This is a genomic window from Paenibacillus sp. YAF4_2 (genome assembly GCF_052113225.1).
Lineage (GTDB): Bacteria > Bacillota > Bacilli > Paenibacillales > Paenibacillaceae > Pristimantibacillus.
On record NZ_JBFRCT010000004.1, the window covers coordinates 278,486 to 292,940 of the forward strand.

The 14,455-nt window shown below is 46.6% G+C and carries 15 protein-coding genes and 1 other annotated feature; of the genes, 9 read left to right on the forward strand and 6 right to left on the reverse strand.

Annotation, left to right across the window (positions count from 1 at the left end):
- Positions 1-63: 63 nt before the first annotated feature.
- Positions 64-1,173: a M24 family metallopeptidase gene (locus tag AB4Y93_RS11670; protein ID WP_441892043.1), complete on the reverse strand. Its 1,110-nt coding sequence runs from the start codon at positions 1,171-1,173 to the stop codon at positions 64-66.
- Between the two features lie 271 nt (positions 1,174-1,444).
- On the opposite strand from AB4Y93_RS11670, the gene AB4Y93_RS11675 reads away from it, so the two are divergent.
- From AB4Y93_RS11675 to AB4Y93_RS11685, 3 genes are all read left to right on the forward strand, one after another.
- Positions 1,445-2,677: an aminopeptidase gene (locus tag AB4Y93_RS11675; protein ID WP_441892045.1), complete on the forward strand. Its 1,233-nt coding sequence runs from the start codon at positions 1,445-1,447 to the stop codon at positions 2,675-2,677.
- A 488-nt stretch (positions 2,678-3,165) separates the two neighbouring features.
- Positions 3,166-3,342 carry a hypothetical protein gene (locus tag AB4Y93_RS11680; RefSeq protein ID WP_441892047.1) on the forward strand — a complete coding sequence of 59 codons (177 nt, stop codon included), beginning with the start codon at positions 3,166-3,168 and terminating at the stop codon, positions 3,340-3,342.
- Between the two features lie 28 nt (positions 3,343-3,370).
- Positions 3,371-3,544, forward strand: a complete 174-nt coding sequence (locus AB4Y93_RS11685; protein WP_441892049.1) for a hypothetical protein — start codon at positions 3,371-3,373, stop codon at positions 3,542-3,544.
- A 67-nt stretch (positions 3,545-3,611) separates the two neighbouring features.
- Here AB4Y93_RS11685 and wsfD read toward each other — a convergent pair whose 3' ends face one another.
- Both wsfD and AB4Y93_RS11695 read right to left on the reverse strand, forming a co-directional pair.
- Complete coding sequence (gene wsfD, locus AB4Y93_RS11690; RefSeq protein WP_441892051.1) at positions 3,612-5,030, reverse strand: glycan biosynthesis hexose transferase WsfD; 1,419 nt, start codon at positions 5,028-5,030, stop codon at positions 3,612-3,614.
- A gap of 185 nt (positions 5,031-5,215) precedes the next feature.
- Positions 5,216-5,725: a DinB family protein gene (locus AB4Y93_RS11695; RefSeq protein ID WP_441892053.1), complete on the reverse strand. Its 510-nt coding sequence runs from the start codon at positions 5,723-5,725 to the stop codon at positions 5,216-5,218.
- A gap of 176 nt (positions 5,726-5,901) precedes the next feature.
- Here AB4Y93_RS11695 and AB4Y93_RS11700 point away from each other — a divergent pair, with 176 nt between their 5' ends.
- The 4 genes from AB4Y93_RS11700 to AB4Y93_RS11715 all read left to right on the forward strand — a co-directional run bounded on the left by AB4Y93_RS11700 (position 5,902) and on the right by AB4Y93_RS11715 (position 8,459).
- Positions 5,902-6,576: a PspA/IM30 family protein gene (locus AB4Y93_RS11700; protein WP_441892054.1), complete on the forward strand. Its 675-nt coding sequence runs from the start codon at positions 5,902-5,904 to the stop codon at positions 6,574-6,576.
- Positions 6,577-6,693: 117 nt separating this feature from the next.
- Positions 6,694-7,095 carry a DUF350 domain-containing protein gene (locus AB4Y93_RS11705; RefSeq protein WP_441892056.1) on the forward strand — a complete coding sequence of 134 codons (402 nt, stop codon included), beginning with the start codon at positions 6,694-6,696 and terminating at the stop codon, positions 7,093-7,095.
- A gap of 30 nt (positions 7,096-7,125) precedes the next feature.
- Positions 7,126-7,632, forward strand: coding sequence for a DUF4178 domain-containing protein (locus AB4Y93_RS11710; protein ID WP_441892058.1), 507 nt, complete (start codon positions 7,126-7,128; stop codon positions 7,630-7,632).
- A gap of 89 nt (positions 7,633-7,721) precedes the next feature.
- Positions 7,722-8,459, forward strand: a complete 738-nt coding sequence (locus AB4Y93_RS11715) for a DUF4247 domain-containing protein (protein ID WP_441892541.1) — start codon at positions 7,722-7,724, stop codon at positions 8,457-8,459.
- A gap of 87 nt (positions 8,460-8,546) precedes the next feature.
- Here AB4Y93_RS11715 and AB4Y93_RS11720 read toward each other — a convergent pair whose 3' ends face one another.
- The 3 genes from AB4Y93_RS11720 to AB4Y93_RS11730 all read right to left on the reverse strand — a co-directional run bounded on the left by AB4Y93_RS11720 (position 8,547) and on the right by AB4Y93_RS11730 (position 12,275).
- On the reverse strand, positions 8,547-10,247 hold the full coding sequence (locus AB4Y93_RS11720) for an extracellular solute-binding protein (protein WP_441892060.1): 1,701 nt from the start codon (positions 10,245-10,247) through the stop codon (positions 8,547-8,549).
- Between the two features lie 63 nt (positions 10,248-10,310).
- Positions 10,311-11,225 (reverse strand): carbohydrate ABC transporter permease, encoded by a 915-nt coding sequence (locus tag AB4Y93_RS11725; protein ID WP_441892062.1) that lies wholly within the window; start codon positions 11,223-11,225, stop codon positions 10,311-10,313.
- A gap of 90 nt (positions 11,226-11,315) precedes the next feature.
- Entirely contained in the window at positions 11,316-12,275 is a 960-nt protein-coding gene (locus tag AB4Y93_RS11730) for an ABC transporter permease (RefSeq protein ID WP_441892064.1), read from the reverse strand.
- Between the two features lie 553 nt (positions 12,276-12,828).
- On the opposite strand from AB4Y93_RS11730, the gene AB4Y93_RS11735 reads away from it, so the two are divergent.
- Together AB4Y93_RS11735 and AB4Y93_RS11740 are read left to right on the forward strand one after the other, a co-directional pair.
- Complete coding sequence (locus tag AB4Y93_RS11735) at positions 12,829-13,782, forward strand: L-lactate dehydrogenase (protein WP_441892066.1); 954 nt, start codon at positions 12,829-12,831, stop codon at positions 13,780-13,782.
- Between the two features lie 41 nt (positions 13,783-13,823).
- Positions 13,824-14,144, forward strand: coding sequence for a thioredoxin family protein (locus tag AB4Y93_RS11740; protein ID WP_441892068.1), 321 nt, complete (start codon positions 13,824-13,826; stop codon positions 14,142-14,144).
- A gap of 44 nt (positions 14,145-14,188) precedes the next feature.
- Positions 14,189-14,424: a binding site (T-box leader), on the forward strand.
- The last annotated feature ends 31 nt before the right edge of the window (positions 14,425-14,455 follow it).

The following is a 14,455-nucleotide window of genomic DNA, read 5'->3' on the forward strand; positions in this document are numbered from 1 at the left end:
CATGCCGGATTACTCCCAAATAAGGTGATTAGGATTCGTTAGAATTAGAATTCCAGACAGCTATTAGTTACCGAGCAAAATAAGCTCTTTTGGATAGCTGGTCAGCACTCGCACGGAACCATTTGCTTGAATGTACACGTCATCCTCAATTCGAACGCCGCCGATGACCGGATCATAGATGCCTGGCTCAACCGTAAACAGGAGTCCTGGTTCAATCAAAGACTGATTAAGCCCGGATACAGATGGCTGCTCATGTACATCCATACCAAAGCCGTGGCCAAGGCGATGTGTGAAGAGTGGTCCAAAGCCCTTTTGTTCAATAACATCACGAGCAGCTTTATCAACAGAAGCCAAGGTTACGCCGGCTTTTGCCGCTGAAATCCCTGCCATATTAGCTTCCAGTACCGTATCATAGATCGCACGCTGTTCTTTTGCAGCTTCGCCCATCACAAACGTTCTTGTAATGTCCGAGCAATAGCCGCCTGTCTGCACGCCGATATCGATCAGCACGAAGTCGCCATGTTTAATCGTTTCATAACCCGGTGTACCATGCGGCAGCGCAGATCTCGCACCAGTCAGTACGATTGATTCGAACGCTGGACGATCCGCACCAAGCTTACGCATTTGATATTCAATCTCCGCCGTCAGCTCCAGCTCGGTCATACCGAGTTTTACATGGGAAGCAGCATGAGCTACCACTTTTTCTACCATGACGACTGCGTCCAAAACTTTGCTGATCTCTTCTTCGCTTTTGTTCATACGCAGCGACAGAATAAAGCTTTCCAAATCCGCAAAGCGTGCCCCGCCCAAAGCTTCCCCAAGCCGTTCGGCTTTCGCGATTGAAACAGCTTCTTTTTCAATTCCAACTACAGATGCGCCTGCTCCGGTATGCTGCTTCAGCACCTCATAAGCATTCTCCGTATCGGAGATCGGTACTAACTTCGCATCGCCGCCAAATGGCTCCGCTGCGGAAAGATCAAGCAGCGGCATATACAGCGTTTCTTCACCAGTACGCGCATCCAAAGCCAGCGCTAGGAAACGCTCATGCGGATTGCAATAAAAGCCCGTAAAATAGTATACATTCGTCGAAGACGTAATAAAGGCGATATCTATGCCGTTCTCTCTCAAATAGGCAGCCAGATGCCCTTTTCTCTGTTGCCAAATGGATTCCATAAGTGATCACTCCGTTTCTTAACTTAAAGCCAACTTGCTACCTAGCTATTATAACGCCGTTCCATGCAAGTAACCAAACGGTTAACCCGCCAACATCCCTCCGTTCACTTCCTTCTGTCCCATCAACCTAACTCGACCGCTCAGCTCCGGCACGATTCTAACTCCCTCTTCCGCTCTCTCATTTTTGAAATTACTCAAAAATAAGTTCATACTATAGCTATAGGGTCCACAGGAAACTATACCTATTTATAACGAGAGAGGAATGAAGCCCATGCTGACTTTTGAGCAAAAATTAAACAACTATGCGGACATCATCGTAAAAATCGGAGCGAACATACAACAAGGGCAATCGGTTATGGTTAATGCGACAATTGACGCGCCTGAGCTCGTTCGACTCGTTGTCAAGAAAGCGTACGAAGCTGGCGCTTATCAAGTTAAGGTGTTCTGGCATGACGACGCGGTATCCCGACTTCATTATGATCTTGCCCCACTCGAATCCTTCCTCGAAGAGCCTAAATGGTCTGCTGGAGAAAAAACCGAGATGGCAGAAAAAGGAGCAGCCTCCATTACAATCGGATCGGCCGATCCCGATTTACTCCGCGGCGTGCCGCAGGAACGTATTCGTACAGCTGACCGCACTTCACGTACGGCAAACGAGAAATACCGCCAAATGGCACAAGCCTTCAAATTCACTTGGTCTCTGGCTACTGCACCATCTGCTGCTTGGGCAGCTAAAGTATTCCCGGATCTGCCGCAGGAAGAGCAAGTTGCAAAGCTGTGGGATACGATCTTCCAAATGGTACGTGCCGATCAGCCTGATCCAATCGCAGCTTGGGAAGCCCATATTAAGCAGCTCAAAATCAAAGCCAAATACTTAAACGATAAAGCTTATAAATATCTTCACTATGAAGCACCTGGCACTGATCTCACCCTTGAGATGCCGAAGGATCAAGTATGGCTTGGCGGCAGCAAGCAAAATGAACAAGGCACTTGGTTCGTCCCTAACCTGCCTACAGAAGAAGTCTACTCTGCTCCGCTCCGTACGGGCGTTAACGGGACGATCTCCAGCACGAAGCCGCTCAGCTACAACGGCAACATCATCGATAACTTCTCGTTTACCTTCGAGAATGGTCGTGTAGTAAATGTAACCGCAGAGCAAGGCGAGGAAGCACTCAAAGGCCTGATCGAAACCGATGAAGGCGCGAAGTTCCTCGGTGAAGTCGCACTCGTGCCGCACCAATCTCCAATCTCGGACTCGAACATTTTGTTCTATAAAACAATCTTCGACGAGAATGCTTCCTGCCATCTGGCTGTAGGCAGCGCTTATGCCTCCTGCATCAAAGGCGGCGCCGGCTTGTCGCGCGAAGAGCTGCTCGAAAGAGGTCTCAATCAAAGTATGGCTCATACCGACTTCATGGTCGGCTCCGCCGAGCTCAACCTCTACGGCGTCACAGACGATGGCACACGCGAACCAATCCTTATAAACGGCAACTGGGCGGTATAATCGACCAGTATCCTGCAGAAGTGTTCTAACCGATCATGATCCCTTAGAAAAAATATCTCCTTCCAGTTGCTGTTGAAATCGTGATAATCTGATTGGAATATTTAAGGGTTTATCACGATTTCAAAGGCAAGCGTTACACTCTTCCAGGAGATATTTTCTCTTTGAATCCCATCGATTAATTAATAAAAAAATAAGAGTGGAACAGGTTAATTATTCCTGTTCCACTCTTTTTGTTTCCCTACCAATTGATATGGTATTGAAGAAATAGTATCTCGTGGAGGAGCGCAGCGCTTGCCTTTGTTATCTTGATATTACCGCTAGAGATATCATTCAAAATATCAAGATAACAACAGCAACCGGAAGGAGATACTTTTCTTCATAACCCATCATCAATACCCATCTTCATAACCCATTAACAATACGCCGAGACGGAATCTCTCAATGAAACATAGATTATAGAGGATACTGCTGTCAGAGGAGGAACGTCCTTGAATCATCAAAATGTGAAAACGTATCGATACCGTGTCGGCCCTAACAACTATATCGTTATTAATATCTATCAAAGTGCTTCTGCATCTGCAGAGGCTGGAAATGTACTCGCTAGCAACGCCGTTAACGTACAAATTATGAAACAGTTGGCCAAACAAAAGAAACGCCGCCGTTAATCCAATTTAGGCGAGGAGGTGATTTCAAATGGGTCGTAAAACAAAATCCACAGACAAGAATATTGTCAAATGGAGCAAAGGCACGACTAACGTGCACGTTGGTCAATCCGCTAAAGCAATAATCAACCAAGGCGGCAATGCGTTTGCCATCAATGCTTCCGAGATTGGTGTTGTCCGTATTCGTCCAGGTGCGCAACGCTAATCATCTGTAACAACAACAGGGCTGTTCGAATGGAGTCCCCTCCGTGCGAACAGCCCTGCTGTTTGTCTCAGCTTTTCCGAGATAATAGCTTCGACATTCTCCACACCACGTACAACAAGCCAGTCACCACCATCATATCGAAGCTGAGGTTAAACAGGAACAAATGCTTCCCTATATCCGCCTCTCCGTCGCCAAGCAGCGGGACCGCAAAACCAAACATCCCAACCAGAGCCAATACAAGCAAGGTTTCTAAAAACAACCTCTGCCGTACCGAGCGCCTCTGCCTCACATATTCCGATCCCAGGATCACTAGATAAATAGCAGCAAATGCCGCAACAAAACCAAGATTATTCGGCATATGCTTAAGCTTGAAGGTACTCCAAGTACTATAAGTATAGCTCACCTCACCGTAGGGCTTGCCTTCCGACTTCTCGTAGTTGCCCAAATAAAGCGGCCGGATACTCATTCCGTTCTTCGCGGCACGCTTCAGCTTCTGCACGAATCTTGAAGGATGCTTCGCATAATACAAGAGAACATCTTTGTGACTAATGCTGCTAAGCGCCTCCAGGATACGGGGATCATTTTGCTTAATGACAGTATCGGTCTGGAAAAAGTTGGTCCCTGCGTTCACCTTAAATTCCTCCGGCAAACCAAGCTCCTTCAAATCTGCTGCAGGATCAGGAGAATCCTTCAATATGCCAAAGAACACGGTCTGATACAGGTTAATATGCTTGAGCTCGCTTGGCGCGGCGGCATACATCGTCACCGTGGTCAGCAGCAAAATCGTAGACCAGACCATTATTGCTTTTCGCCATACTTGATCGGCCCGAAGCTTCCAGAAACGCAGACCAAGCAATAGAAGCAGAATACCAATCGGTGCATTTTGCAGCTTGGTACCAATAAGGCAGACAGCCGAAAGGAAGAAAGCCGTTAGCAGCCAAATCGATGGCTTGTCCACACGTGTTAAGGCAAGCGCAAGCCCAAAGGTAAGCAGCATAAAGATCAGAGTGATTGACTCGCCAAAGAACGAGTTGAAATAAGCGACATAGCCGATATCCAGAAACACCAGTGATAAACCGGCAATAAGTGCTGTATTAAAGAGGATTGAACGCTCTTTGTTGTATTTGACCAGCACATATAAAGCCGTGAGATAGAGGATAGAATAAAGGAACGACAGAATCCGAATGTCGAACTGCTCCGCATTTAGCAGCCTTCCGATCATCCCCGCTATAAACACGATGATAATCTGTGAGGAGATATAACTGCCCGCCGAGAATGGCCCATAATGATAGAGCGCATGAAAATACCCAAAGTACTTATCCTGATAAGACTCACCAGAATCTGCGAAGTCTATTCCACCAGCAAGCATGATACGGTAAAAGTCGCCGTTATTCGCAATGCCAATTGGGCTTAGGAATAAAAGTGGCATTAAGACAACAACTGCGGCGATCACGATCAGCCATTCCAACCGAATCCATGATTTCAAATGAACCTCCGACAATTCTCTACCTTTTTTTGCATATATCAACCTGACTTACGGCCTAGGACTTTATGTGGACATCCTTTGTTGTGGATATGTGAGCAATTTTTGCAAAAGCTTATTTTTATTGGGGAATCAGCTATGTTGATAATGTGGATAACTCTGTGGATATCTTTTCTTTGATGTGTATGCTAGTTATATTGTCCGTGTAGAAAAAATATATAATCCGTTGCTACGCCTGGATGACCCTGTTGTCTTAGTATTGCCGTCACATTACCCCGGTGATACGTCCCATGGTTCACAACATGTTGAATAAGGCCAGATAATGGCGCTGACATGGAGCCATAACGTGGATGCGTAATGGTTGTAAGCTTGTCCAGATCGTCGATACCAGTCATATAATCGCGGAAACGGCCTGCCAAATTGGCGTAACGCTCTTCGAGTGCAGAAGCCCCAATTCCTTTTACCTCTTCCGTAAGCCGGTTAACCAATTGCATGACCTGATCTGTACTCTCTCCCGAAATAACACCAAGCCACATCTCTTCTCTTACATATAGATGCTCCAGCACTGCCGCTACGGACGTGAATACACTTTGAACCTCCGCATGATATACTTCCTGCGGCAGCTGCTTCAAGTGCCCAAACAACTTATTGTTTGCCCAAATATGATATTCGTACTGATTGATAATTTCATGACTCATTCTGCTCATCTCCCTAAATATGATTGATGGACTCTCTTTATTTTACCAAACATTGTTAATTTTGTTCAAACCACTTTTTCCCGAGCTATCGAAATGAAACTATTTCAGGCGTATAATCGTATGTAGGTGTTATAAGATCCAATATTGAAAATTGAAAATCCGGGAGGATGTCTAAAATGTCTGTATTCAAACGACTGCGTGACCTTACTTTATCGAATGTGTATGCTCTGATTGAGAAAGCGGAAGATCCGATCAAGCTGACTGACCAATATATCCGTGACATGCAAGAAGACCTCGAAGATGCGGAGAAAGCGGTAGCTGCTCAAATCGCCCTCGAGAAAAAATTTAAACAATTGTATGAAGAGCAAGCTCAGCTAGTGGAAAAACGCGGTGAGCAAGCGCATATCGCAGCACAAGCTCAAAATATCGACCTTGCCCGCCGTGCTCTTGAAGAAAAGAAAGCAGCAGAAGCAAAAGCTGCCGAGTACAAAACAAGCTTTGATAACAACAAAGCAATGGCTGACAACCTTCGTGGGAAGCTCGACGAAATGCGTAAGCAGCTGACAGATATGAAGAACAAACGTGAGACGCTAGTTGCCCGCTATCAGGCAGCGAAAGCACAAGAGCATATCAACAAATCGCTCGCAGGCTTCAGCTCTGATACGGCTAGTGCAGGACTGAAACGTATGGAAGAAAAAATGCTTCAAGCGGAAGCACGCGCGGAGGCAAGCAACGAGCTGGCACAATCCAAAGGCAAATCGCTGGACGATGAGTTCGCTGCTCTAGGCAAAGACAAAGCAGTTGAAGATGAGCTTGCTGCTCTGCTTAAGCAATACGAGAAGAAGGAATAGCTCATAACCGTATTGAATAAAATGGACTGACGTATCATGTCCGCCGGCGCTATTGCTTTTCCGGCAGCGCCGGCGGATTTTGCAGTTCTACTACTTTTTATTGGGGGAAAAATTGTAATGACTTGGACGGATCTGCTGCAAATTCCGGTATGGACCGGCGCTGGGGCGCTTCTGCTGTTTATCCTCATGTATTTAGACTCGCTGTCCACGAAATACCATGATTTTAAGGAAATGAAAGATGGTAATATTGCTGTAACGGTTCGTTTTGTGATGAAGCTAGGTGCGCAGGCGTATATTTTAGCCTCATCGATCGGACAGGCGACTTACATGTGGGAAGCCCTTGTGATTTCACTTGTATCGTTCATTACGCTGCTGATTGTTGAAGCTATTTTCCGTATTATTTTTGGTGCAGTGGCTGGTATCCAGCTTGATAAAGGCATTCATGATGGCAAGATCGGCTACGCGCTTATCGCGGGTTCCCTTCATATTGCAGGCGCCCTGATCATTGGTTCCGTATAACAGAACGAACGTACGAAGGAGTAAACCTTTATGAGTATTTTCAAACGGATTAAAAATATTATGGCCAAACCCGAACCAGTCAAAGTGGAAAAAAGCATTCTGTCACTCGCACCAGGCGATGTCTGTGAAGTCTCGCTAGTGACTTATCAGGTGACAGGCAGCAGCCGGAACCGCAGCCGGAACGCTGTAGTTCTTACGCTGCAGGATGGGACAGACATTCGCTACCTGTCGATTGAAGAACGTGAACGCACAGTATATGCCCTGTACGAGCAGATCGACGGACGTCTTGATACCTTTGATGAGGTACCAACCACTCTTGAACTGGACGACCGGGCCTATCACATGGAAGAGAACTTCTCGGGTGTTATTGCAGCAAACGGCAAAACGCCGTTTATGCAAGGCGGAGAGCAGTATGTGTGGCAGTATCAATCCGACGATATGAAGCTGCTCCGTGTGGAATGGCTCGATGGACGCTTCATGCTTTATATTGGTGAATCGGTACTCCCCGCTGATGTCCGTGTCATTCGGGGTGCTTAGCTTACGAAGCATAGGGCTTTGCTTACGAAGCATAGGGCTTTGCTTACGAAGTAAGAATTGCTTCGCAATTCTTTTTAGGAGGAAGCATGATGAGCAAGAAATGGTGGCTTCATAGCATCAAAATCCTATTATTAATCAGCTTCATCGTTCCAATGCTTGCTGCCTGCGCCGTCTCTGATACCGTGAAGGAGAAATATCCGCTTGAATCGGTGAATGGCTCGGGCAATCAGACGTCTTACGTCTACCGTGCAGCGGATCAAACCGTTCCAGAGGTTGCGAAGCAGCTTGTTGATAAGAAAAAGCCGGAGCAGCAGTCAGCGGAAAGTACCGAGCGGATGTTCCTCGTCTACAACGACGAAGTTATTCAGATTCAGCAGGCTCCGGATGATCCAGCTGATACGCTGATTGAGATCGACTCCAAGGAATATGTACGTAATAACTACAGCAGCAGCTTCCTGGAAGGTTATTTGCTCGCCAGCGTACTTAATGATCTGTTTGATCATGGCCGTTATGGAAAAGGCACTTATCGTGGTTATTCGTCGAAAGACACTTATAAACCAAAAACGACCTATCACACGCCAACCGATCAGGATTTGAAAAAAGCTCCGCCGATGACCGTCAATCGGACCGGAACGATCTTCAAGCGTTCGAAGAACGCGGAATCTTCTGCTGTAGGTTCAGGCAGCAGTTCAAGCAGCGGCTCGACCGGCAAGGTCGTTACCGGAGGCTCTTCTTCTTCGAAGAAGTCGGGCTCCGTGTTCACCAAGCCGAAGAAGTCGACGCCGAAGATCCGCAAAGGCTCCGGCCGCATATCGCGACGGCGATGACGCTATATGACACAAAAAGAAACCGCCCGAGCTTCACAGCTATCGGGCGGTTTCTTTATTGTAAGTTACGATAATGCCAGCCTGCTTTTAGTAACCAATGTCATCCCGTTCTGCGGCTTTTTGAGCGACAAACTCGGTCATTTCCTCAACGCCGGCATCCTTGAACTTGTCTTGGGCTTTCTGAAGGATTTTCAAAGCTTCTTCATCCGATTTCGCGAAGTAGGCTTTCTGCAATTCTGCGTTAAAATCAAAGCTGCCTACCTTGTCACGATATTGCTGATATTTCGGCCATTCTCTTTCAAGATAGCTGGCGCTTACTTTATCAATGATTTTAATAGGCATTTTTACCGAGAAGCTTTCCTCCAGCTTATCCCATTGCGTTTTTTGATCATCCGTTTTTGGCCATGTCACAGTATCGGAGAATGCGCCAGTGAATCTTCCCGGAAGGAAGCTAAGTCCTTCGTCGCGCTTCAAGTCCGGATTCTCGTCAAACTGCTTCTTCACGTCCGGAATCCATTGCGGTCTTCCGTCCACCATCGTATAATCCTTGCCTTCAATACCCCAGTACGCGAGCAGACGGCCTTCGTCACTATTTACGAAATCAAGATAACGCAGTGCTGCATCCGGGTCTTTAATTTTCGCGCTCAAGAAGATGGCAGGGAATCCGGAACGTCCTGGCTTCTCAACCTGCGTTGCGATTTCGCCGTTTTTATTCTTCATTGGACCAAGCAGCTCGTATTGCATTTCCGGATTAGTCTTATACAGCGTTTTCGACAAATCCCCAAGCATAGGTTGTGCTCCGAATACGGCCAGCTTGCCGGTAGTCAGCTTCTCCATCGCTGTCGTGTCGGTGTTGCTGAATGCTTCAGGATCGAACAGTCCATCCTTGATCAACTTGCGCAGATACAGCATTTTGTCTTCTTCGTCTTTGGACAAAGCCCAGAAGGTCAGCTTGCCGTCTTCCTCACGGAAGTCCGAAATATTGTAACCCGTCCAGCCCTTCGTGAATTGGCTGGAATCCCAACCGTTATGCAGCGTTCCGGCAGGGATAACCGGCTTGCCGCTAATATCTTTGAAATTGCCTTTTTTGATCTTATCCAGCAAATCGTACAGCTTCTCTTGCGTATCAATATCCGCTGCATTTACATTCAGCGCCTTCAAAATATCGCCGCGGGCAAAAAGGCCATAATTCCAGTTATGAATGCTTTCGATCGAACCGTCCGGCGTTTCCGTCGGTATGATATATTGCTTGCCTTCCAGCTCAGGACTGTTCATGTCAAACTCAGCAAAGTCCTTGGCTATACCTGTTGTCATCAGTCTCTTAATATTCGGATATTTATCGAGATAAGGCGTTAAGTCAAGAAGCTGACCTTCCATCGCGGCTTTTTTGATAACTTGTCCTTCACCGCCGGTTGTCGACCAATACGGAGCGTTTACGATATCCGGAACCGTTCCGGAAGCGAACATCGTATTCAGCTTCTCAACTTCACTTGTCGTGATGGATTCCAGCTTGAGCGTGACGCCAGTCTTGTCTCTAATCGCTTTGGCTACTGGATTGTTCACCTGGTCCTGCGGGAAGCCTGCTCCACCACCATTCCAGGCGCTCAGGAAGGTTAACGTGACCTGTTTGGGTGCATCTGCTTCTTTTTGCCCCGTGTTCGTTGCGTTCCCTGCCGTCGTATTTGGTTCGTTGTTCCCCCCATTATCACTGCATGCCGTCATCGACAATGCAAGCAGCGGGATCGCAGCTGCCAAGCTAAGAGAACCTTTTAATCTGGTTTTACGCATTTGACAAGCCCCTCTCATTTTTTAATTGTATATAAAAGGCAATGCCTCTTATAACCCTCGCGACTACTCCTTAAGCGAACCTACCAGTACACCCTTTACGAAGAACCTTTGAAGGAACGGATACACGCAGAGGATCGGAGTTGTAATAATAATGACAAAAGTCATTCGGAGCGCTTCCGGCGTTACACCCCGCAGCTCCATTTGGGATTGACTCATGTTTTGAATAGATGAACCGCTGCCTGAACCTGTCATGGTCTGGAAGGACGCTTCACTTATCATTTTGTTCAGGAACGTCGCTGCGGGCTGAAGGTTTTCTTTCGAGATAAAGAACTGCCCGGTAAACCAGTCGTTCCACACGCCAACCCCTACAAACAAAGCTATGGTAGCCAATACAGGCATGGATAGCGGGAGAATGATTCGTGCAAATACCTGCAGTTCGCTTGCCCCGTCGATTCGGGCCGACTCCGACAAGCTGGGAGGGATCCCGTCAAAGAACGTCTTCATCACGATGGCGTTAAAAAAGTCATACAGTACAGGCAAGACTAGCACCCAATACGTATCGATAATATGAATTTGACGGTACAAAATGAAGGTTGGAATCAATCCGCCGCTGAACAAGGTCGTAAAGAAGAAGAAAAAGACGATATATTTCCTTCCGGGTAGACCTTTCCGTGAAAGACCATAAGCGAGTAAAGAAGTCAGTATGACGGAAGATAGGGTAACGATTAAAGTCCGTGAAATAGAAATCGAAAAGGCATTTAAGATCTGCGGATTATTAAATGCCTTGGAGTAGTTCTCAAGTGTAAAAACTCTAGGGTAGAAGTAAATGCCGCCTTTCATCGCGTCATAGCCATCATTAAACGAAAGCGCTAAAAAATAAATAAAGGGGTACAGTGCCGTCAAGCAAAATATGAGCAGCACGGTATAATTCAAGCTCGAATAAATTTTATCGGCTGTCGACATTCTTCTCATGCCCATTCCCGCACCTCCTCAAATGAATTGTGAAGAAATTCATACTTCGTAAGCATAGTCTTATGAATTGTCACCCAATGGCCATTCAGGCCATTGTCACCATAAAGACACGTCGCTTACCTTCTTGGCTACCTTGTTGACCGTTATAATTAGGACCAGCGAGATCGCCGATTTGAACAAGCCGATCGCCGTGGAATAAGCGAACTGTCCTTGCTGGATACCTGTTTTGAGCACGTAGGTGTCCAATATCTCAGAGACGCTTAATGTAGCAGGCGTCTGCATTAGCCATATTTGGTCAAACCCAGCATTTAGAATGCCGCTTAAGGAGAAGATCAATAGAATGCCAATCGTAGGTACCAAGGTTGGCAGCGTGATTTTGAACAGCTTGCTCCAGCGGCCCGCCCCGTCCATTTCTGCGGCTTCATACAAGTGTGGATCTATATTAGTTAACGCGGCCAAATAAATGATCGATCCCCAGCCGATGCCCTTCCAGATATCAGAAGTGAGGACAAGAGGATAAAATAATTTCGGCATGCCCATAAAAAAGATCGAATCCAGACCCATTTTTTCACGGATGTCATTAACAAGACCAACGTTGGGAGAAAGAATCTTTTGCATTAGAGTTACGACAACGACCCAGGATACAAAGTGGGGCAGGTAAGAAATCGTTTGGAATATCCGCTTTATTTTGCTGCGCATCACAGCATTAAGCATTAAGGCAAGGACTAATGGCGCCGGAAAACCGAACAACAGCTTAAGTCCGCTGATGGACAGCGTATTTTTGAGGACAGTATAAAAACTAGAATCATTCAAGAACTGCTTGAAGTACCGCAGTCCTTCCCATGGACTTCCCATTATTCCGAGGTTGTACTTAAAATCTTTAAATGCAATCAAAATGCCATACATCGGATAATAGCTGAACACCAGATACCAGATAACAGCTGGCAGCATAAATAAATAGGCAGCCCTGAAACTCCAAACCCTCGACCAAGTCGTGTTCTTTTTTCCCTTTACGGCCTCGACTCTTGCCTCAACCCTTGCTTCATTCACAATCATTTTCCTTCCCACCTCCTAATAGGTTTAAAGCTAATGTGCATCCCATACGCAGCTCTTGCTCTTCATGTGGTTTTAGCTTCTTTTCCCCCATTCCAAGAAAGCGGTTTCATCTTCTGATATAAATATAATATATTCAATATGTTATTTCAATACTCCTTTTGAACAATTTTAGGGATTATTTGGGCAAAAGAGCTTAATTCTCTAATATCCTTTCACATACGCCCTCTTTTTGTGCTAGGCTCTATTCACCTAAACCTATAAAACATATTTAATATATTTGTCGTATTATGTTAGAAAATGAAGAAAATAATTTTCACATCCGCCTATTTAACTCAGACTAAAGTACTATAACCTAGCATCTTACACCTGATGTTCATCCACCTTCTCATCAACTTCCCGACGCGACCACTCTTACTTCCCTTGGATATCAAGGAATCCCAGTATGTTACAGATTTCCGTGTCACCCTTCTTCACATCTACCTATCTTTGTCACATGATTCGTATGCAAGCCCATATATTAGAGTAACAACATTTGTTAAGGGGCTGGATGGCAATGAGGAGCAAAGCGCGCAAGGTAGCGATCGTTGGGGTTGGCAATGTAGGTTCAAGCTGCGCGTATTCCCTTATCAATCAGTCGATATGTGATGAAATCATGCTTATTGACCGGACGCCGGACCGCGCGATCGCACAGGCACTCGATATGACGCACGGGATGGACTTCGTACACAGCCGTACCAAAATATACACAGGCACATATGAACAATGCTCGGATATGGATGTGGTCATCCTTTGCGCTGGCGGATATCCAAAAGATGGAGGCGACCGGATGGGCATGCTGCATGCCGTCGCGGACATTTATAAACATATTATTCCGCGGATTATGGACAGTGGATTTAGCGGTATTTTTCTCGCCGCTGCTAATCCCGTTGATGTTGTCACTTATGTTGTATGGAAGCTGTCTGGGCTTCCACGCAGCTCTGTCATGGGTACCGGCACCTCCATTGATTCCGCCCGGCTCAAGACACTGCTCTGCGAGCACTTCCCTGTTGATCCGCGAAGCGTACATGGGTATGTGCTTGGTGAGCATGGGGAATCACAGTTCCCGGCCTGGTCACATGTGACGATTGGCGGGAAGCCGATTCGTGATATTTTGACCCAGCATCCGGTCAGGTTCGGTCACCTTAAGCTCGAAGAGATTGCACTACAGACCAAAAACGCCGGCTGGGAGATTTATACTCGTAAAGGCTCGACACACTATGGTATCGGGAACGCGCTTGCCTATATTACTCGCTCCATACTGTACGATGAGCACCGCATCATCGCCGTCTCCTCGGTCCTGGAGCAGGAATATAACCAGACTGGCATTGCAGCTGGCGTTCCCGCAATCATTACCCACAACGGTGTCAAAGAGATCATCGAGCTGAATTTATCACCGGAGGAAGAGCAGCAGATGACGTTCTCATGCAGTACGATTAGAAGTGCAATTGAGCAGTTGGCACTTGGATGATACAATGGTAGGCATCATTCCAAGTCTGGGAGAGTCATAATATGTCCTTAAATCAATATACCGATCTACAGCTCCAAGAAGAGATTCAGCGTGGAGGCTCCGTGCTTGTTCTATACCGCAGTACCTTCTGCACTCCTTGTCATACTATTGCAGGACAACTAGAGGCCGTCGCCCCTGCTCTTCGCGAGGAAATGACCGTTACATCGGTCAATATTGATCTTTTCCCGCAGACTGCCGCTCCGCTGGAGCTTCGTTCTGTCCCTGCCCTTGCGCTCTACAAAGATGGCCAGCCGATTACCGTTATGCGTACCTTTGTGGCCTGCCAATCGTTCATCAACATTCTTAGCAGCCGAACGAAGTAATAGATTGATTTTTCAGATAATATCCAGTATGATGCTCGTTATAACTAATATCGAGGAACGGGACAGTATCCTTATGATGTTCATGAGCAGCGAGCCGGGGTGGTGAAAGCCGGTGATGACAATTAAGGTGAAGAGGACCCGGGAGATGGCTGGCCGAACCTTACAGTAGGCCCGCCCGGTTCAGTACCGTTACAACGGCGAGATGCTTATAACGACGTGACTTCCATAGTCCCTCTATAAGCAACAAGAGTGGTACCACGGATTCAACCCCGTCTCTTTCTGAGACGGGGTTTTTATGTTTTCACAAATAA